Origin of the sequence: Croceicoccus esteveae, assembly GCF_031846435.1 — a bacterium.
GTDB classification, from domain to species: Bacteria; Pseudomonadota; Alphaproteobacteria; order Sphingomonadales; family Sphingomonadaceae; genus Croceicoccus; species Croceicoccus esteveae.
Map to the genome: position 1 here is coordinate 40531 of NZ_JAVRHS010000004.1, position 19522 is coordinate 60052.

Below are 19522 nucleotides of genomic sequence, written 5' to 3' on the forward strand. Positions count from 1 at the left end.
GCCGGCAGGTATTCTGTTCCAGCTTGCTTGACGCGTGCGGATCATGCTGCGCAAACGGTTGGCATGCTGAAGCGCGGCCCATTTTGCGCGTCGCTGCGGCAGGAGCAGGAGCAGATCACATGGCGGGACATTTCGAACCCTTCACGCAGATGATGACCGAACCCGAGGAAGTTATCAGGGCGTTCCTGCCTGAACTCAGCCTGCCGCCGTTGATCGCTTGTGTGGTGCATCTTACAGGTGAGACTTCCATCCTGTCCCGCTTGCACCCGCCACGCCTCGTCAATGTCGTGGAAAGCGCCGAAAGTGGGCAGGACCTGATGGAGGGCGGCTATACCCCTGCAGAAGCGCAGATGATCCACGACGAACTGATGCAGGCAATCGCCGGTTTTCGTTCCGGCGATGGGAAATTACCGCAGCTCAGCACGCAGGTCACGCAGGAACTGCTCCGCTTCATGTCGGGCGGGAATGTCAAAGAGGATTATCTTGAGTTCATCAGCGAGGAGGTCGCGCTCGACGGCGTCGACCGCCGCGCAGTGGAGCTTGACACCGACGCGCTGAAAGCGGCCGCAAAGGAGTTTCCGGTAATCATCATCGGCGCCGGACTGGGCGGCGTGCTGGCCGCGATCCGTCTTGATGAAATGGGCATCCCCTACACGATCATCGAGAAGAACCCCGGCATCGGCGGCACCTGGTTCGAAAACAAATACCCCGGTTGTCGCGTCGATGTTTCGGGACACAGCTACAGCTATTCGTTCCGGCCCAACCACCAGTGGACATCATATTATCCGCTCGCCGACGAGATCCGTCAGTATTTTGACCAGTCGGCCGAGGAATACGGGGTCAAGCAGCACATCCGCTTCAACACCGAGGTAAGCCAGGCGATCTACCATGAAGATGGCGGTATCTGGCAGGTCGACATTGTCGGCACGGACGGCCAGCGCGAGACGTTGAAGGCAAAGGCGGTCATCAGCGCGGTCGGTCAGCTTAATCGGCCCAAGATGCCTGAAATCAAGGGTCTCGACAGCTTCACGGGCGCGGTGTTCCATTCCGCGCAATGGCCCGATGGCTTCGACCCCGCCGGCAAGCGCATGGCGGTCATCGGTTCGGGTGCAAGCGCGTTCCAGATCATCCCGGAAATGGCGCAATGCGCGTCGCACCTGACCGTGTTCCAGCGTTCCCCGGTATGGATGTTCCCCAACCCTGCCTATCATACGCCGGTCGGCAAGGGGCAAAGCTGGGCGCTGCACAAGCTGCCGTTCTACAGCAAATGGTACCGGTTCTGGCTGTTCCATGTCGCGACCGAAGGCGTGTACGACAAGACACTGGTCGATCCTGACTGGAACAAGCCGGGTTCGGTCAGCGCGTCGAACGAGGAATTGCGCCGCCAACTGACAGCCTGGATGGAATCGCAGGTCCGCTCGCCCGATCTGCTGGAAAAGATCCTGCCGGATTATCCGCCGTTCGGGAAACGCATCTTGCAGGACAATGGCACCTACCTGACTGCCCTGCAGCAGCCCAATGTGGAACTGGTGACCAGCGGCATCGTGGAGATCGTGGAAAATGGCGTGCGCACCGCCGATGGCCAGTTGCACGAGGTCGATGCGATCGCCTGCGCCACCGGGTTTCACGCCGACCGGTTCCTGTTCCCGATGCATGTCGAAGGGCGCGACGGTATCGTGCTCAACGAACAATGGTCGGACAACAATGGCCGCGCTTATCTTGGCATCACCATTCCGAATTTCCCGAACCTGTTTTGCATTTATGGGCCCAACACGAACCTGGTGGTCGCCGGCAGCATCGCGCATAACGCAGAATCACAGGTCAATTATGCGTTGCGGTGCATCCGCATGTTGCTGGAAAGCGGCCATGACAGCATGGCTTGCCGCCAGGACGTGCACGACAGATACAACGATCGCGTGGACGAGGTGAACGCCGGCACCGCCTGGGGGTTCAGCGGGGTTGAAAACTGGTACAAGAACAGCGAGGGACGCGTGACAGCCAACCTCCCGTTCCGGATCATCGACTACTGGAAAATGACTCGCAAGCCAGACCCGGCGGACTTTGTCTTTGACTAAATCGCGTGGTGCAGGTGTGGTGCAAAAGACCGCAACACCTGCGCGCGGTAGAGCCAGACATTGTCACGGCGGCGCACGTTTGTTGAGCGCCGGAGATGCGTGGCCTCACCATCAATTTTCTTGCCCAACGGGCAGAGGCGATCCCCTGTTTCGCGGTGAACTTGCGCCATTCTAGCCACCAGCGATGCACTGATTTTCAAGCCGTGACGCAGGACTGCTGCGGCCCTGAACTTCCCCACCGGCCCGATGATAAGGCAGGTGATGGTTCAGCGTGGACGCGGCGGCATGCGCCGTGCGACCTCGCCTGCGTGGTGGAGAAATCATGCCGCAGTCTGCTCTTGCTGGCTGGCTTGACCGGGCAATTGTCTGCAAAGGTTGTTCATCGGGCGCGATGCTGGTGCATCGCGATGGGGGCAGGGCAGTCAGGCCTGGCTTCGTGCGGCAGTGCAATGCCAGTGCCCTGCATCTGGCAAAAACTTCTGGGGCACTGCGCCGAAGCAATTTGCGTCACGTGGGCAATGCAACACCCCTCACAGACCGCGGCGCGCTTGAAGCAACAGGTGGAGCGGTCCGTCTGCGCGCTGGCATGGTGCCGGCGCGGGACTGCGCGACTTGCGTGGCTGACGCCTGCTCTGCACATTAGGCGCCAGTCTTTGCAACGCAGCCTTTCACTTTGTGCATGCGCTCGGCCCCTTGCCGGTAGTGCATCAGCCCGTCATTTTCCGGTGTCTGTCATCGGCCAAGCACCATGCCGGCAACGGCCAATGACAGACACCGGATGGCTCATCGGCGCGGCGCGGATCTGGTCTTGCCCCGACAATCCTGGCGCTGTTTCAGACAGCGAAGTGCACTTGAGGAAGGGCATTGATCGCCGGTCGGGCAAAGAAGTACCCCTGGCAAAGGTCAATCCCCAGCGCTCGTACTGTTTGCACTTCCTCTTGCGTTTCCAGCCCTTCGGCAAGGCAGACGACGCCGAGCGCTTCTGCCATCTGCGCGACGCTGCGCACGATGATCTGTCGCGAGCTGGAACTTTCGATATTCCTTATCAGGCTCATGTCGAGCTTGATCACATCGGGCACAAGATCAGCAAGCAAAGTGAGGCCAGCGTGCCCCGCGCCAAAGTCATCGATCGCAGTGGTAAAGCCGAACTTTCGGTAAGCATCCACGATAAGCCGCACATGCGCGACATCGCGCATCTGCTCATCCTCGGTGAATTCGAACATCAGTTGCGAACGGTCGAAGTGGGTATTGCGCGCCGCGTTCAGCGTGGCCCTGATGCAGGCGGCCGGCTCGTAGACCGCGTTCGGCTTGAAGTTGATCGACAGCTTTGTCCTGCCATCGCGCGGCAGCAGCGGGGCGGCCAGTTCGATCGCCTTGATCCGGCAAGCCTGATCGAATGCATAAACCGATTGCTCGTCGACCTGCTCAAGGATGGAAGCCGCCGATTGTCCATCCGGCCCGCGCACCAGCGCTTCGTAGCCCCAGATCGCGTGCGCTGCCAGATCGACAATAGGCTGAAAGGCCATGGTGAAGCTGAAGCCAAGCTGGGTGCCATCCCGGCATCCGGCGCACCTGTCTTTTACCTGCGGAAGCGATGCCTCGCCTGAGGAGATGTTCCGAACTTGCGCCACTTCGCTCACCTTGAATTTTGCGTTGCTGAAACCAGCGTCATGAACCCGGAATATTTCCAATTCGCTAAACACATCAACACGTTGTTCCGATATACAGGACATCGGCATAAATGAACAGCCATGCCAGAAGGCGGGCAATACCGGGAAAGCCGAACACGAAAGCAGGCCAACCAACCCGGCCCCGCAAGGCGCAGTGGTGATATGCAAGCCATCTGCACCTTGTTGGCAGCGCTTGGAACCGGTCGCGCTGCGTCGCGACAAGGCTGCGACCAGCTTGAACTTCATTTCTGGCGAGACAGAACAAGAATCGTGCTGCGGGTGTGAGCCAAGGCTGGCAACCCGGATGGAAAGCGGTGATGCACAGCACGGGCGTCAGTTCACCTGGCAATACGGCGCAGGAACAGTGCACGAAGCGCCAGACAGACAGGGGCTCGTTCGATCAGCGGATCACGACGCACGGTGCGGGTTTGCAGGCAATCGATTGCGCAGGCCCGCAATGAAACGTGAACCACTCGCGCGTTCGACCGTTGCAGCCTGGTGCAGCAGAAAACTGACAGTTCTGGAAAATGGCTTGAAAATTCGGGTGAGCTTCGGTCTGCGTCCGCTTCTACGCGGGCGTGGCGGCCGCGCCGCGTGTTCATCACCCGTTCGGCACGCGAGTTTGCCCAAGGTCGCCGCATGGTCGAGCGTGCCGCTGCAATGGGAGTGGAAATCGTCGAACTGCCCGGCGATCGGCTGAAGCTTGACTTGCCTGATGACCAGCGCCGTGCTTACGCTGAGGCGAAGGGCACGCTGGCAATTGTCGTCGCGCCGCCATCCAGGCTGCGTCTCCAGCCCATTGCGCCGAGCGCGGATTGGCGGATCGACCTTGCGCAGGGATGCCCCGCGCATTGCAGCTATTGCTATCTTGCCGGCTCCCTGAAAGGCCCGCCGATCACCCGTGCCTATGCCAACCTGGAGGAAATTCTGGGGGTGGCACCCGATTATGCCGGCGTGGGTACCGTCACCTCGCGCAGTGTCGCCCGCGCACAGGAAGGCACCACCTACGAAGCTTCCTGCTACACCGATCCGCTTGTTCTAGAGCCTGTCACCGGTTCGCTTTCGGCTGCGATCGCCTGGTTCGGCCAGTGGCAGGCGGATGTGCAATTGCGCTTCACCACGAAATTTGCCGATGTCACGCCACTGCTCGGCATCGATCATGGTGGCCGCACGCGTATGCGGGCTTCTGTCAATCCGGCTGCCTACGCGCGGTTCGAAGGCGGCACAGCGCCGGTGGCGGACCGGCTTGCTGCCTTGCGGGCCATGGCCGAAGCAGGCTATCCCGTCGGCCTTACCATCGCGCCGATCATCGCGGCAGAGGGCTGGCAGGAAGCTTATGGCAGGCTCATCGAGGATGCAGCCGTCGCGCTTGCCGGTTTGGCGCAGCTTGACCTTACCGTCGAGCTTATCACGCACCGGTTTACCGACGGGTCCAAGGCCACGCTGGATAGCTGGTATCCTGGCTCCGCGCTGGACATGGGCGAGGAAGGCCGCGCGATCAAACGCACCAAGTTCGGAACGCAGAAACATGTGTATGACGCCAATCTGATGCGCGATCTGCGCATCTTTTTCGAGGAGCGGATCGCACAGACACTGCCTGCTGCGCGCGTTCTCTACTGGACCTGATCGTCGGCGGTTTGGCCGCTTGCGCTTGACCGGGCTGCACTGTTTTCAGCCCATGCAACCCGGTCCTTCCTCATCATGTGGGCGCAAGGGGGCATGTGCCGATGCATCGTCCCATGTGCCGGACTGCACGTCGACGGTACGGGCAAGGAACTCGGCATGGCGATAGAACAGGCCGGTGCCGCATGCGCCGCGGAATTGGCGGCGGCCATGCTCGCTCGACTGGCAGGCAAGCGGCGTGCCAGAGAGCTGGAGGTCACCTGCCTGAAACCGCGATGCAGGCTGCGAAGGGCGTTCCTGACCAACGCTGGCAATCACCGGCACAGCGCGTGCTGCTGCTGCTGCTGCTGCTGCTGCTGCTGCTAGGTTGCGGCGTAGCTGATCTTGGCGCAACGGCATTAGTCAGTGATCGTCGCCAGCGATTTGCTCGCCGAGCGTTCTCACACAACCGATCGCCGGCTGATTGGCCCGCACAACGACGACGGTTCAGCCGGCTTCCGGTCCGATTTCCTGCAACACCATGGCGCGCACGTCCACGCGGGCCCTGAGACGCGCAGCCAGCAGCGCAGTGCCGCTGATCTTGCGTTGCACAAACAATACGTCGGCAGGAGGCAGGTGCCAGCTGGTCTTGTCCGCTGCCACTTCCATTCCCTGATCGCGCAACGCTGCCACAAAGCTGCGATCGCCGAAGTCGAACGGTCCGGCATGGTTCATCTCGCGCAGGATCACGTCGATCATCGGGTCGATCCGTTCCTGATGACGCGCGACCGCTTCTGCACCAAGAAAGCCGGCGGCCACCGCTGCTGCGCGTACGGCATCGCGGTCCTGCGCCAGACCTGCTTTCAGCAGACGCCGATAATCGCCCGCCGTGCGCTCACCAACCGGCCGCGTTGCGCCAAAATCGAGCAGGACAAGCCGCCCGGTTTCTGGCTGCACCCGATAATTGGCGAAGTTGGGATCGGTCTGCATCACGCCGAAGTGGAACAGTTCACGCAGCACCAGCGCGATCAGCGTGTGCATTGCGGCATCGCGCTGCTCCTGCGACGCTGTCTCGAGGCTTTCAATCGGCCGCCCCTCGACAAAGCTCATCGCCAGAATGTTGCGCGTCGTCAGCGTGGTGTCGAGCTGTGGCACCACGACCGCGTCATCATCGGCCAGCAATTGGCCGAACATCGTCATCTGCTCGCCTTCACGCAGATAATCGGCTTCGTCTGCCAGCTGACGCTTGGCCTCCGCGAGCAGCGGCGCTATTTCCAGACCACGCGGAAGCAGGTTCGACACCCGCAACAACGCGGCGACATTGTCCACATCGGCATCGATGCTTTCACGTATGCCGGGGTATTGCACCTTGATGGCAAGCTCGCGCCCGTCGCGGGTCAAGGCACGGTGCACCTGGCCGATGGATGCGGCAGCAACCGGGCGCGGATCGAAGCGACGAAACTGCGTACGCCAGTCCCGGCCCCATTCGCGCGCCAGCACCTGATCCAGCTGCGCCTGGGGCATATGGTGGGCATTTTCTCGCAGCCGGGCCATGATCTCGGACAATTCGGGCGGCAGCACGTCGCCCGCGTCCATCGATACCATCTGGCCCAGCTTCATCGCTGCGCCGCGAAGATTGGACAGGCGGTCAGCGACCTTGCCGACATTGGCAGGAGTGAGCAGCATCTCGCGCATGCGCGGCCGTTCGCCATCGGCAAGCTTGCGCGCGCCTTCGGCCACCATGCCGGCTGCCACTCCGCCAGCCAGCCGGCCAAACTGGCCAAACCGCGACAAACGTCCGCTGGGCACTGCGCGCTGGCGCGGATCTGCGCGATCCTTGCTCATCTTTTTACCATCCCTGGCTGCCCGGGACGCCTTTGAACGGCCCGGCATATTTGCTGGTGATCCAGCCTCCATAGAAGCCACCCGGTTGCGCAATCACCGTTTCTCCATCGACACTGCACCTGTCGAAGGGCGCGGCATAGAACGCCACATGATCGCGCAGCATTGCAAAGGCAGCGGTGGGATCGGGATAGCTCCATCCGACCCGGGGCAGCACGATGTCGCCCACAACGACGTCCCAATAGACTGCCGCGCCTTTCCACTCGCAGAACGAACTGCCGCTGGCTTGCCGCAGCACGCCGGGTGCGATGTCCGCAGGCGGAATGTAATAGCTGGGCGGGTGGCTCGTCTCCAGCGTGCGAACGCTGGCGTGCGTGTCGGCAATGCGCTGCCCGACATGTTCGATGATGACATGCGCGGGGCAAGGCTGTGCAATGGCCGGTCGGGGCAGATCCCATACGCTGATCTGGCCGGGTTCGATCGGATCGGGAGTGGGCTTCATCGACATCCTTCAAACTGCCTCGTCCGGTCTGGACAGATGACCAGCCACCAGGGGGCGACCGTTTGGCAAATAAGGTGCGACCGCGATGATTACCACCGGAGGTCGCGATGCTGACGCCGGATCGGCGCGCCTCATTACTTGTCCAGCCTTGCGCCAGCGGGACCGGCGCAGATCGACTGCGCCTCAGCTGCAATGAGCTGCACAAGGCGCTTTCGCTTCCATGCTGCCGCGGCTAGGCTCCGGCTCTGAAGCTTGATCGACTTGTTCCGGGGGTTCTCGATGCGCAACATTACACTTCGTGCCACGGTTTGCGCATGGGCGCTTTCCATTTCCGCCGTTACGACACCGGCGTTTGCAGAAACGACGGAATACCGCGTTTACATGCAGGATCGCGACATCGGTCACCTGATCGTTGACCAGGAAGATGGCAAGGCGCGCGTCGATTATGATTACAAGCAGAACGGGCGGGGCCCTTCCATCAAGGAGGAAATCACGCTTGACCCCGATGGCGCGCCGCTGGACTGGAAAATCACGGGGCGCACCACTTTTGGCAATGCGGTCGAGGAAAGCTTTGCACGATCCGCAGGCGAGCTGCGCTGGACCGATCTTGCCGGACCGGGATCACTGAAAGGCGCGGATCTGCCGTCCTATTACGTCGCGCAGAACGGCTCCCCGTTCGATATGGCAATGCTGGCCAAGGCCTTGCTGAACGATGCTGACCGCACGATGACCATTGCGCCTGCCGGCACGGCGCAGCTGGCAGAGCGGGACCGGCGGACAGTAACCGGCACGGATGGCCCGGTCGAACTCGTCACTTACGAACTGTCGGGGCTGGCAACGACCCCAAGCTACATTACGCTCGACGGCAATGGCGATCTTGTGGCGCTGCCGTCGCCGGGCTTCATCATCCTGCGCAAGGATCTGGGCGCTGAACCATCCAGGGCGTTGCAGGATCTGTCGGAGCAGCTTGCTTCGGACCGGCTGGTCCAGTTGCAGAACCAGTTCGCGCATCGGTACGAAGGCCCCGTGCGGGTGCGCAATGTGCGCGTCTTCGAGCCTGACACAAGGGTGATGAGCCCGTTGCGTGACGTGGTCTTTGCCGGCGACCGGATTACAGAAATCCTGCCGGCGGGCAGTGCTGCCACCGAGGGCGAGACGCAGATTGACGGCGGCGGCGGTTCGCTCATCCCCGGCCTTTATGAAATGCATGCGCATCTGGGTCAGGAAGATGCCCTGATGAACGTGCTGGCCGGCGTAACCTCCGTGCGCGACATGGGGAACAACGACGAAGTGCTGACGCAGCTGATCGGCCGGATCGAAAAGGGTGAAGTTGCCGGTCCGCGGGTGCTGCGCAGCGGCTTCATCGAAGGCGACAGCGCGTTCAGTTCGGCCAACGGCCGCCTGGCACGCTCGGCCGAAGAAGCGATGGATCACGTCCGCTGGTATGCGGCGCGCGGCTTCTGGCAGGCCAAGCTTTATAATTCGATGCAGCCGGAATGGGCGCCGGCCGTGGTTGCCGAAGCCCATCGCCTGGGCATGCGCGTTGCCGGCCATGTGCCGGCATTTTCCGACGCCGATGCCATGATTGCGGCGGGTTTCGACGAGATCACGCATGTCAATCAGCTCATGCTGGGCTGGGTGCTGAACCCGGGAGAGGATACGCGTACCCTGTTCCGGTTCAAGGCGATGCAGCGTTTTCGCGACCTTGACGTGCGTTCGGCCAAGGTGACCCGGACGCTGGATGCCATGGTTGCCAACAATGTCGCGCATGAACCGACGCTTGGCATTCACGAACTCGGACTGACCGCGATCGATGGCGTGCGCAACCCGGGCTCGCTCGACTATTTCGACAATTTGCCGCCTACTGAACAGCGCCAGATGATGCAGGCGCTGTTCGGCGCGGATACGGCGGAGGAACGCGCGCTTTATATCGCTGCGCAGGCCAAGATCGTGGAGACGCTGACCGAGATGCACCGCCGCGGCATTCTCCTGATCCCCGGCACCGATACAGGTGGCGCCTTCACGCTCCATCGCGAGCTGGAACTGTTCACCACGCTGGGCATGAGCAATGGCGAAGTGCTTGCCCGCGGCACGCTCGACATGGCGCGCTACCTTGGTCAGGATCAGCTGCTTGGTTCGATCGAGCGCGGCAAGCTTGCCGATTTCCTGCTGGTGCCGGCTGATCCTGTGAAGGACATCAAGGCGATCAAATCTGTCGCGATGGTGGTAAAGGGCGGCGTCGTCTATTACCCGGACGAGGTTTACACCGCGATCGGCATCCGCCCCTTCACGACTCCGCCAAGGATCACGCCGGCCGCACCGATGCCGGCGTTGTGAGCCGCAGGTGATGCTGTTGCCGATTGGCCGAAGCGGGGGATTGGTCTGGTGCCGGGGCAGGGCGCAGGTCACTGCGCTGTGAGCGACCCGGGTTCGGGGCGGTTTGCATGGTGGCAGGCAGGCGTCATCTACCAGATCTACCCGCGCTCCTTTGCCGACAGCAACAATGACGGGATCGGCGATCTTGCCGGGATCGAGGCCCGACTTGACCATGTTGCTGCCCTGGGTGTCCATGCGGTGTGGCTGTCGCCGGTGTTTCCGTCGCCGATGGCTGACTTTGGTTATGACGTAGCCGATTATTGCGATATCGATCCAATCTTCGGCGACCTTGCTGCCTTCGACCGCCTGCTGGCCAAGGCGCATGCGTGTGGCCTCAAAGTGCTGCTCGATTTCGTGCCCAACCACAGTTCCGATCAACACCCGTGGTTCCTGGCGAGCCGCAAGTCGCGCGACGATCCCAGGCGGGACTGGTACATCTGGCGCGACGGTGCAACAGACGGTGGCCCGCCCAACAACTGGATCAGCGATTTCGGCGGCTCTGCCTGGAAGTGGGACGCAAGGACCGGTCAATATTACCTGCACGCCTTCCTGAAGGAGCAGCCGGACCTCAACTGGCGCAACGAAGGTGTGCGCGCAGCCATGCTTGATGTGATGCGCTTCTGGCTGGACCGCGGGGTGGACGGGTTTCGCATCGATGTCCTGTGGCACATCGTCAAGGCGGCTGATCTTGCGGACAATCCGGCCAATCCCGACTGGACCGCAGATCGCACGGAACGCGACCGCGTGCTTCAGACACATTCGACCGATCAGCCAGAAGCGCATGAAATTGCTGCACAAATGCGGCAGCTGGCAGACACTTATGACGACCGGGTGCTGATCGGCGAAATCTGCCTGCCGCCGGCGCGGCTTGCTTCTTGGCATGGCACGCCCGAACGCCCGCAAGTGCATCTGGCGTTCAACTTCGGGCTTCTCGATTGCGCGTGGGATGCAGCAACGCTGGCGCGCATCATTGTGGATTATGAAGCTTCATTGCCAGCGCATGGCTGGCCGAACTGGGTGCTGGGCAGCCATGATGCGCCGCGCGTCGCCGCAAGGCTGGGACAGGCGCAGGCGCGCGTGGCGGTCATGCTGCTGCTGACCTTGCGCGGCACGCCGACGCTGTACCAGGGCGACGAGCTTGGCATTGGCAAGGTCGCTATCCCACCTGACCGGATCCGGGACCCGCAGCACCTGCGTCAGCCCGGCCTCGACATCGGCCGCGACCCGTCACGAACCCCCATGCCGTGGAATGCCTGCGCGCATGCCGGGTTCAGCACGGTGGAGCCATGGCTGCCGCTGAACCCCGATTGGCTCACCCGCAATGTCGCCGCGCAGGAGCATGATCCAGACTCCATGCTGTCGCTGACCCGTGCGTTGCTGCGCATCAGGCGCCGGTTCTCAGCTTTAAATACCGGGCGCATTCACAAGGTAAGCGCGCATGGTGGCAATCTCCTCTCCTTTGAACGACAGGATGATGACGCAGCGTTTCTCATTCTCCTCAACCTCGGCAGTGGGGATGCACAGGTGTCGCTTGACCGCGCGGCAACGATGCTGCTGTCCACTTGCCGGACGTTTGCACCGCATGATGTTGCGGCCGGTGTCATAAAGCTGTTGCCCGATGAGGGCGTCATCCTGCGTTATGCGGAGCTGCCCTGATGAGGATTGCGATGCTCGCGCCGATCGCCTGGCGCACGCCTCCACGCCAGTATGGGCCTTGGGAACTGGTCACAAGCCTCTTGACAGAAGCGCTGGTGGCACGCGGCATCCACGTCACTCTGTTCGCCACCAGGGACAGCGTGACGAGCGCCACGCTCGATGCGATCGTGCCGGCATCCTATGGCGAGGATCCGTCGATCGATGCAAAGGTGTGGGAATATCGGCATCTTGCGCATCTGTTCGCGCAAGCCAGTCAGTTCGACCTTATTCACAACCAGGCCGATTTTCCGGCCCATGCCTTTGCTCCGTTGGTCGCCACGCCGGTGGTGACGACAGTTCACGGCTTTTCATCCGAGCGTATTCTGCCGATGTACAAGCCGTTCGAAGATCGCGTGCATTTCGTCGCGATCAGCGCGGCGGACCGGCACCCAAAGCTGCGTTATGCCGCCACGATCCATCACGGGATCGATGTCGACAGTTTCCTGTTCGATCCGGCCGGCAGTGAACGGCTGCTGTTCTTTGGCCGGATTCATCCCGACAAGGGCGCGGCCGAAGCGATTGCAGCAGCCCGTTCCGCGCGCTGCGGACTGGACATGTTCGGCCTCGTTCAGGACCATGATTACCACGCGCAACGGATCGTTCCGCAGCTTGATGCAACGCAGATCCGCTTTCATGGTCTGGTGGGTGGTGAACAGCGTCTGCGTGCGCTTGGGTCGGCGCGCGCCCTCCTCCACCTCATCAATTTTGCAGAGCCGTTCGGACTGTCGGTGGTAGAGGCGATGGCATCGGGCACTCCTGTCATTGCAACGAGGCGCGGCTCCATGCCGGAGCTGATCGAGGACGGGCTGAACGGCTTTCTGGTCGACACGCCCGCAGAGGCGGCAGCGGCGGTGGAGCGTGCAGGGGAGCTGGACCGGGCCGCTGTCCGCCAGTCGGTCGCACGAAAATTCAGCGTCGAGCGGATGGCGGATGATTATGTGGCACTCTATCGTTCGATCCTGGCGGCATAGCGGCTTGTGAAGGGACCCTGATGGAAGTAAGCAGCCATCCTTGCGGCTTTCCGGCGCATGTGCAGGGAACGCTCGGCAGGTCAAGAGCGCTCGAAAACTGATGGAATCATCCCGCCCCGCTGCCCGCATCAACGCCATTGCCACAGCCGTTCCCGACAGCGATGTGCAGGCTACCTATCGCGAATGGGCCAGACGCCAGATTGCCGATCCGCGGGAGGCAAAGCTGTTCGAACGCATGTGCGACCGCGCCGGGATCGAGCACCGATGGTCGATCCTGTCTGCTGCCGACGCGCGGCTAGAGCCCGGCAGCTTCTATGCCCGCGCGACGCCGCCCGGCACGGCGGAACGGATGCGCATCTATGCAACAGAGGCGCCGGCGCTGGCGATCCGGGCAATTGATCGGCTGTTCGCGGCGCAGGGCGCAAGCGGATGCGCAGACGGCATCACCCATCTGGTCGTGGCAAGCTGCACCGGGTTTGTCGCGCCCGGCATCGATCAGATCATCGCGCGCAAATGCGGCCTGTCCGATCGGGTGGAGCGGGTTCTGATCGGTTTCATGGGCTGCTATGCCGGCGCCGTTGCCCTGCGCACGGCGCGCCATATCGCGCAGTCTGACGCGGCGGCCCGGGTTCTGGTGGTGACAGTGGAGCTGAGCAGCCTGCATCTGCAACCTGCCGCCAGTCTGGAGCCGCTGCTTGCCATGCTGCAGTTCGGCGACGGAGCAGCAGCAGCGCTGGTGAGCACGGCGGGCGAAGGGCTGCTGCTGGGCGAAGGACTGTCGCTGGCGCTTGAGCACAGCGATGCGATGATCACCTGGACAATCGGCGATTCAGGCTTTGCCATGCATCTGTCCGGCGAAGTGCCTGCCCGCCTGGCGCAGGCATTGGCAGATCCTGCGGTTGCTGCCCGGATTGGCGGCAAGGGCGGGATCGCGGCAATCGATGCCTGGGCAGTGCATGCGGGCGGGCGCTCCATTCTCGATGCCGTGCAGCGCGCGCTCGACCTGCCGGCAGGCGCACTGGACCTGTCACGCGACGTGCTGCGCGATTATGGCAACATGTCGTCGGGCACGCTCCTGTTTGCGTTGCAGGGCACGATGGCGCGCCGCCCTGCCAATGGCGTTGCACTGGCGTTCGGGCCAGGGCTTGCCATGGAAGGCTTCCGCTTTGGCTGGAGCGAAGAAGGCGACGACGGCCATGTTGCATGAACGGCTGATCGCGGACGAGTTGATGGACGATCCCGCGCTGGACGCTCATGTTTATGGCGCGGTGCTGGCGGATCTGGAAAAGGTCAACCGCGCCACCTTTGCCTATCGCCCGACGCTCGGCTTCCTTGCGCGCGCCCTGCAGGGTCGCAAGCGGCTGAAGCTGCTGGACGTGGGGTTCGGCAACGGCGACATGTTGCGTCGGATCGCCGCCTGGGCGCAGCGGCGCGGCATTGCTGCCGATCTCGTCGGTGTCGATCTCAATCCGCGCAGCGAGGCGGCGGCCCGTCGCCTTACATCAGGCAGTGCCCCGATCAGCTATGTTACCGGCGATTATGCAGATCTGCGCGGGCAGGGCTGGGACTGCATCGTCTCGAGCCTGGTTGCCCACCACATGACCCAGGAGCAGTTGGTGGCCTTCCTCCGGTTTCAGCATCAGGAGGCACGACTTGGCTGGTTTATCAATGATCTGCATCGTCACGGCTTTGCGCATGCCGCCTACCCGCTGCTGGCGCGGCTGATGGGCTGGCATCCGATGGTGAGGCTGGATGGTCGCACGTCCATCGCGCGCAGTTACCGCCCGGCCGAATGGTATCCCTTGCTGGCGCAGGCCGGCATCGAGGGCGCAATGGTGCGCCGCCAGTTTCCATTCCGGTTGTGCGTCGAATGGATCCGCTGATCCTTGGCGCAGGGCCGGGGGGGTGCGCTGCTGCGATCGTCCTGGCGCAAGGTGGCGCGGCGCCTGTCCTGATCGACCGAGCGGCACAGGTGGATGATCCGCTGTGCGGCGGCTTCCTGAGCTGGCAGACGCTGCGCAGCCTTTCCGAACTTGGTGTGCCAGTCTTGCAGCTTGGCGGACATCGCGTGCACCGGCTGCGGCTGTTTTCCCGCACCAGGCAGGTGTCGGTGCCGCTGCCCCATCCCGCAACGGGGCTGTCGCGGCACGCACTGGATCAAGCGCTGCGCCATCGGGCGCTGGAGCTTGGCGCCCGGCTTGAGGTCGACGTGATCCGGTCTGTCGAAGGCGACAGGCTGATCGGACGCAGCCGCGACTGGCGCTCATCCGCTATTTTCCTGGCATCAGGCAAACATGACGTGCGGGGCGAGCGCCGGCCGCGACGCGACGCTGATCCGGCGCTTGGTTTGCGGCTGCGGCTCCCGTTCGATCAGCAGGTGTCGCAGCGTGTATCCGGCAGCATCGAGCTTCACCTGTTTCACGGCGGCTATGCCGGGATCGTCATGCAGGAAGGCGGCAGCCTCAATATCTGCCTGGCGTTGAAGAAATCGCTGCTGGCGTCTGCAGGCAGCGAGCCGCAGGTGCTGGTGGAACGGCTGGCGCAAGCCTACCCCGCCTTTGCGGATCGGCTTGCTGCAGGCTGGGAGGACCATCGGGTAGAGACGATCGGCTCTGTACCCTATGGCTGGATCGCGCAGTCGACGCGAACGGGTCTGTTCAGGCTCGGCGATCAGGCAGCAGTCATCCCGTCGCTGGCAGGCGAGGGCAATTCGATTGCGCTCGCAAGCGGGATGATGGCCGCGCGCTACTGGCTCGCTGGCGGTGCAGAGGCAGCGCCGGCATATCAGCGGGCCTTTGCCAGGCGGGCGAAGCGACCGGTGATGCTGGCCCGGGCGGCTCGTGCAATTGCCGAACGCGACGCGCTGGCCGACTGGGGAGTGACGCTGGCGCGGCTGCTGCCTTTCGTGGTGAACACGACCATGGAACTCACCCGCATCGATGTGCGCAAACAGTCAGGCCCAGGCGCGTTGCAGCGTCTGTCGCTGTGACGTCACGAAACCAAAGCGCACATACAGCGTTCCAGGACGAAACATTTGTCGGAAAGATTTTTGCATGGCCAAGAAAGCGCTTCTTCTGGGATCCATCGGCGCAATTGCCGAAACGTCGGACATTCAGCGCAGGGCGTATAATCAGGCGCTGCGCGAGCATGATGTCGAATGGCAGTGGGACAAGGATACCTATGCGCAACTGCTTGGCCAGGCAGGTGGCAAGGAACGACTGACGCTCCTCGCCAAGGCAACCGGTGCAAATCTGTCCGAGGACAAGATCGACGCCATTCACAAGCGCAAGACCGAAATCGCATGTGAGGAGGTGCGTTCCAGTAGCGATGTCATTCGTCCCGGCGTTGCCGCACTGGTGCGCAAAGCCAAGGAAGAGGGCATGAAGCTGGGGTTTGTCACGACGACTTACCGGCCCAATGTCGATGCTGTGCTTGCTTCGGCAAACGGCGCGATCAGTGCCGATGATTTTGACGTCATCGTGGTGCGCGACGATGTCGAGAGTGGCAAACCCGCGCCCGATGCCTATGAAAAGGCGCTGCGTGCGCTCGGCGTAAAACCTGAAGAAGCCATCGCGATTGAAGATACCGAAAACAGCGTCGCTGCTGCCCGCCGTGCGGGTGTTGAGGTCGTTGCCACCAGAGGCGCGTTTACCGCCGATCAGGACGTTTCACAGGCCGATCTGGTGCTGCAAAGCCTTGACAATGGTTCCGGGCTTGATCCGCAATTGCTTGACCGGATCGCCTGAACGCTATGCGGGCGCAGCATCTGCGACCCTTTGGCCTTGAAGTGCGTGATCTTGCGCTGAACCGCCTTGATACGCACAGCATCAAGGCGGTGCGGGAGTTGATCTGCAGGCATCGGGTGGTGGTGTTTCGTAATCAGCAGATGGACGCCACAGGCTTTGCAGATGTGCTCATGCTGCTTGGCGAGATGATGTTTACCGATGGCGAGATCGCGGTGGACGGGGAGCCTCGACTCAATCTGGTGACGAATGTCGGACGCACCCGGCCGCCACGCAGTGTATTTCACACCGACACCAGCTATGTCGCGCGTCCGCCAGCGTTTACCGCGCTGCAGGCGGTGCATGTCCCGCAGAAAGGTGGCGCAACGCTGTTCAGCGATCAGGTGCGGGTTGCAGCAAAATTGCCGGCGGCGACGCGCGCCTGGCTGGCATTGCGTAGCATTCGCCATGCCTGGCTTCAGCCTGACGGCACCATGGCAAAGACGTGGCACCCTGCCTTGCGGCGCCATGCCGAAACAGGCGAGACCGCCCTGTTCCTGTCGACGCCGGAACGCTGCGACCGCATCAGCGATACCGACGATGCAACGGGCGCACGTGTCATTGCCGCACTTTATCAGCGCAGCATCCGCGCGAGCGAACTTTACCGCCATCACTGGTGCGCCGGGGACATTGTCGTGTGGGATGACAGGTTGACCATGCACCGGGCGGATCATAGCGCGGTGGAAGGGGAGCGGGTATTCTACCGCGGGATGGTCCTGGGCGAACACCCCGTTCCCGCGCAGGGTTCCTGTGCTGACAAGCAGCGTAACCATGTGCCGGAATTGATCACGACAGGAATGATGCATTGAACGACCAGCCCGCGCTCCGCCCGGTGACGCCGCTCGGCCTTGCGGCGCAGGAGCTTCGAGAGCTTGCGAGACTTGCTGCTAAAGATACTGATAGGTCTGAAGATTTTGGTGAGCGTCTGCGTCGCGTTGCAGCACTTGTCGGCGGGCTCGACCCTTATGTCGAGCAGATGACATCGCCTGCTTCTCCAGCGCTGGAGGCGATTGACCGCCGCACTGCCCAGGAACCCTGGCCGCAGCGGTTCTCCTCCGGCAATTCGCAAGTGGCGCTGGAAGCGGAAATGCTGTCCGGGCATGTCGAAGGTCAGTTCCTGCGTATGCTCGTTTCGGCAACCCGCGCGCGCAGGATCCTCGAAATCGGGCTGTTCACCGGATATTCGGCGCTCGCCATGGCAGAAGCGCTGCCTGAAGACGGGGTGCTGGTGGCACTCGAGCTGGACAGCTTTGCCGCCGATTTCGCGCGGCGCGGGTTCGACCACGCGGCAGGTCGCAAGATCGAGGTGCGGGTCGGACCGGCGTCGCAGTCGCTCCGGGAGATGGCGGACAAAACACCGTTTGACCTGATCTTCATTGATGCCGACAAAAGTGGTTACATCGGCTATCTCGACATCATTCTGAAGCTGGACCTGCTTTCTCCGGGCGGGCTGATCTGCGTCGACAACACCTTGATGCAGGGGCAGGCCTATTTGCCGCACACGGCGAGCGACAACGGCCGCGCCATTGCCGCTTTCAACCGCAGGGTAGCCGATGATCCGTCACTGCGGCAGGTCCTGGTGCCAATGCGTGATGGTGTCACGCTGATCCAGCGCGCCTGATGGCAAGTGCAGCGCTGCCCTCACCCACAAGAGTGCAACGGCGCCCCATTGCGGTCCCTCCGCGGGTAAAGACCCTTGCGATTTTGTGCGGGCTTGCACTTGTCCTGCCGGCCTGTGCAGCGGTTGTGTCCCTAGCCATGATCGCCATTACCTTTGTGCCGGCACGCCGGACGAAGCTGGCGCTCGAGGAGCGCAGGACCGTTCTCATCAGCGGCGGCAAGATGACGAAAGCCTTGCAGCTTGCCCGATCGTTTCACGCCGCCGGGCACCGTGTCATTCTTGCCGAGACTTACAAATACAGGGTTACCGGGCACCGGTTTTCCAATGCAGTAGACCAGTTTGTCACTGTGCCCGAACCGCAGTCGCCCGATTATGTGGCGGCGCTGCGCGAAATCGTGCGAAGCCATGGCGTGGATGTTTACGTGCCGGTGTGCAGCCCGGTGTCCAGCCATTATGACAGCCTTGCCATACCCGCCTTGCGCGACTTTTGCGAGATTATCCACCTTGCACCTGACCAGATTGATCGTGTGGACGACAAGTTTCGCTTTGCACAGGCTGCCCGCAAGAAGGGGCTTGCTGCGCCACGTTCGTTTCGCATTACCGATCCTGCCGAGGTGGAACAGTTCGACTTTTCCTCAGAGACACGCCCGTACATCTTGAAAAGTATCGCTTATGATGCGGTGCGGCGGCTCGATCTTACCTTTTTGCCACGCCCGACCGCAGCACAGACGAGCGCTTATGCACGTTCCCTGCCCATTTCGCCTTCGAACCCATGGATCATGCAGGAGTTCATCGCTGGCGACGAATATTGCACGCATGGGACGGTGCGGGACGGGCGGCTTACCGTGCACTGCGCCTGCGCATCCTCTCCTTTTCAGATCAACTATGCCGCGCTGGACCGGCCAGACATCCGAAACTGGGTCGAACGGTTCGTGGCCGATCCGCCCCTGACAGGACAGGTTTCGTTCGACTTCATCGAGGCCGATGACGACGGGCAGCTTTATGCCATCGAGTGCAATCCGCGCACCCATTCAGCCATTACCCTGTTCGGCGGCGAAACGGGCCTTCCGGCGGCTTACCTGGGCCATCGTGCAGAGCGCGACGGGCCGCTTGAGCCTGCGCTCGGCGCCCGCGCCACCTATTGGCTGTACCATGAGATCTGGCGCCTGGCGCAGGCAGCGGCACGTGGGCAGGGCGTGTTGGACCGGATGCGCATCCTGCTGCACGGGCGCGATGCGGTGTTCGACTGGCGCGACCCGTTGCCGTTCCTGATGCTGCATCATTGGCATATTCCAGCACTGCTGCTCACCGATCTTCGGGAGGGGCGGGGCTGGCTCCGGATCGATTTCAACATCGGCAAGCTGGTGCAGGATGGCGGAGACTGAG

Annotated in this window: 16 protein-coding genes; 12 read left to right on the forward strand and 4 right to left on the reverse strand. The window is 62.3% G+C overall.

Going from position 1 to position 19522, the window contains the following annotated elements; translation table 11 throughout:
• Positions 1-119: 119 nt before the first annotated feature.
• Positions 120-2075: a flavin-containing monooxygenase gene (locus RM533_RS06800; RefSeq protein ID WP_311340472.1), complete on the forward strand. Its 1956-nt coding sequence runs from the start codon at positions 120-122 to the stop codon at positions 2073-2075.
• Positions 2076-2908: 833 nt separating this feature from the next.
• Here the strand turns inward: RM533_RS06800 and RM533_RS06805 are convergent.
• Complete coding sequence (locus tag RM533_RS06805; RefSeq protein ID WP_311340473.1) at positions 2909-3706, reverse strand: EAL domain-containing protein; 798 nt, start codon at positions 3704-3706, stop codon at positions 2909-2911.
• A 633-nt stretch (positions 3707-4339) separates the two neighbouring features.
• Between RM533_RS06805 and RM533_RS06810 the strand changes: the two genes are divergently transcribed.
• On the forward strand, positions 4340-5371 hold the full coding sequence (locus RM533_RS06810) for an SPL family radical SAM protein (RefSeq protein WP_311340474.1): 1032 nt from the start codon (positions 4340-4342) through the stop codon (positions 5369-5371).
• Between the two features lie 45 nt (positions 5372-5416).
• Here the strand turns inward: RM533_RS06810 and RM533_RS06815 are convergent, their stop codons facing one another.
• The 3 genes from RM533_RS06815 to RM533_RS06825 all read right to left on the reverse strand — a co-directional run bounded on the left by RM533_RS06815 (position 5417) and on the right by RM533_RS06825 (position 7691).
• Entirely contained in the window at positions 5417-5767 is a 351-nt protein-coding gene (locus RM533_RS06815) for a hypothetical protein (protein ID WP_311340475.1), read from the reverse strand.
• An 87-nt stretch (positions 5768-5854) separates the two neighbouring features.
• Positions 5855-7192 carry an ABC1 kinase family protein gene (locus tag RM533_RS06820; protein WP_311340476.1) on the reverse strand — a complete coding sequence of 446 codons (1338 nt, stop codon included), beginning with the start codon at positions 7190-7192 and terminating at the stop codon, positions 5855-5857.
• Positions 7193-7196: 4 nt separating this feature from the next.
• Positions 7197-7691 (reverse strand): DUF427 domain-containing protein, encoded by a 495-nt coding sequence (locus RM533_RS06825; protein ID WP_311340477.1) that lies wholly within the window; start codon positions 7689-7691, stop codon positions 7197-7199.
• 279 nt (positions 7692-7970) lie between these two features.
• Between RM533_RS06825 and RM533_RS06830 the strand changes: the two genes are divergently transcribed.
• The 10 genes from RM533_RS06830 (at position 7971) to RM533_RS06875 (ending at position 19521) form a co-directional block, all read left to right on the forward strand.
• On the forward strand, positions 7971-10028 hold the full coding sequence (locus RM533_RS06830; RefSeq protein WP_311340478.1) for an amidohydrolase family protein: 2058 nt from the start codon (positions 7971-7973) through the stop codon (positions 10026-10028).
• Positions 10029-10106: 78 nt separating this feature from the next.
• Positions 10107-11723 (forward strand): alpha-amylase family glycosyl hydrolase, encoded by a 1617-nt coding sequence (locus tag RM533_RS06835; RefSeq protein WP_311340479.1) that lies wholly within the window; start codon positions 10107-10109, stop codon positions 11721-11723.
• Entirely contained in the window at positions 11723-12733 is a 1011-nt protein-coding gene (locus RM533_RS06840) for a glycosyltransferase family 4 protein (RefSeq protein WP_311340480.1), read from the forward strand. Before RM533_RS06835 ends, RM533_RS06840 begins: the two co-directional genes overlap by 1 nt.
• 100 nt (positions 12734-12833) lie before the next feature.
• Positions 12834-13940: a type III polyketide synthase gene (locus RM533_RS06845; RefSeq protein ID WP_311340481.1), complete on the forward strand. Its 1107-nt coding sequence runs from the start codon at positions 12834-12836 to the stop codon at positions 13938-13940.
• A complete protein-coding gene (locus RM533_RS06850; RefSeq protein WP_311340482.1) occupies positions 13930-14616 on the forward strand; it encodes a methyltransferase domain-containing protein in 687 nt (228 codons plus the stop codon). Before RM533_RS06845 ends, RM533_RS06850 begins: the two co-directional genes overlap by 11 nt.
• Entirely contained in the window at positions 14604-15722 is a 1119-nt protein-coding gene (locus RM533_RS06855; protein WP_311340483.1) for an NAD(P)/FAD-dependent oxidoreductase, read from the forward strand. Before RM533_RS06850 ends, RM533_RS06855 begins: the two co-directional genes overlap by 13 nt.
• 64 nt (positions 15723-15786) lie before the next feature.
• Complete coding sequence (locus RM533_RS06860; protein WP_311340484.1) at positions 15787-16479, forward strand: HAD family hydrolase; 693 nt, start codon at positions 15787-15789, stop codon at positions 16477-16479.
• Positions 16480-16484: 5 nt separating this feature from the next.
• Positions 16485-17324 carry a TauD/TfdA dioxygenase family protein gene (locus RM533_RS06865; RefSeq protein WP_311340485.1) on the forward strand — a complete coding sequence of 280 codons (840 nt, stop codon included), beginning with the start codon at positions 16485-16487 and terminating at the stop codon, positions 17322-17324.
• On the forward strand, positions 17321-18136 hold the full coding sequence (locus RM533_RS06870; protein WP_311340486.1) for an O-methyltransferase: 816 nt from the start codon (positions 17321-17323) through the stop codon (positions 18134-18136). Before RM533_RS06865 ends, RM533_RS06870 begins: the two co-directional genes overlap by 4 nt.
• Before the next feature lie 137 nt (positions 18137-18273).
• Positions 18274-19521 carry an ATP-grasp domain-containing protein gene (locus RM533_RS06875; RefSeq protein ID WP_311340487.1) on the forward strand — a complete coding sequence of 416 codons (1248 nt, stop codon included), beginning with the start codon at positions 18274-18276 and terminating at the stop codon, positions 19519-19521.
• Position 19522: the final 1 nt, after the last annotated feature.

Bases quoted from the DNA above. Each gene is read 5' to 3' on its own strand.
- RM533_RS06875 (WP_311340487.1), top strand. From the start codon at position 18,274: ATGATCGCCATTACCTTTGTGCCGGCACGCCGGACGAAGCTGGCGCTC.
- RM533_RS06820 (WP_311340476.1), bottom strand. From the start codon at position 7,192: ATGAGCAAGGATCGCGCAGATCCGCGCCAGCGCGCAGTGCCCAGCGGA.
- RM533_RS06815 (WP_311340475.1), bottom strand. From the start codon at position 5,767: ATGCCGTTGCGCCAAGATCAGCTACGCCGCAACCTAGCAGCAGCAGCA.
- RM533_RS06825 (WP_311340477.1), bottom strand. From the start codon at position 7,691: ATGAAGCCCACTCCCGATCCGATCGAACCCGGCCAGATCAGCGTATGG.
- RM533_RS06850 (WP_311340482.1), top strand. From the start codon at position 13,930: ATGTTGCATGAACGGCTGATCGCGGACGAGTTGATGGACGATCCCGCG.
- RM533_RS06800 (WP_311340472.1), top strand. From the start codon at position 120: ATGGCGGGACATTTCGAACCCTTCACGCAGATGATGACCGAACCCGAG.
- RM533_RS06840 (WP_311340480.1), top strand. From the start codon at position 11,723: ATGAGGATTGCGATGCTCGCGCCGATCGCCTGGCGCACGCCTCCACGC.
- RM533_RS06865 (WP_311340485.1), top strand. From the start codon at position 16,485: ATGCGGGCGCAGCATCTGCGACCCTTTGGCCTTGAAGTGCGTGATCTT.
- RM533_RS06845 (WP_311340481.1), top strand. From the start codon at position 12,834: ATGGAATCATCCCGCCCCGCTGCCCGCATCAACGCCATTGCCACAGCC.
- RM533_RS06860 (WP_311340484.1), top strand. From the start codon at position 15,787: ATGGCCAAGAAAGCGCTTCTTCTGGGATCCATCGGCGCAATTGCCGAA.
- RM533_RS06830 (WP_311340478.1), top strand. From the start codon at position 7,971: ATGCGCAACATTACACTTCGTGCCACGGTTTGCGCATGGGCGCTTTCC.
- RM533_RS06855 (WP_311340483.1), top strand. From the start codon at position 14,604: ATGGATCCGCTGATCCTTGGCGCAGGGCCGGGGGGGTGCGCTGCTGCG.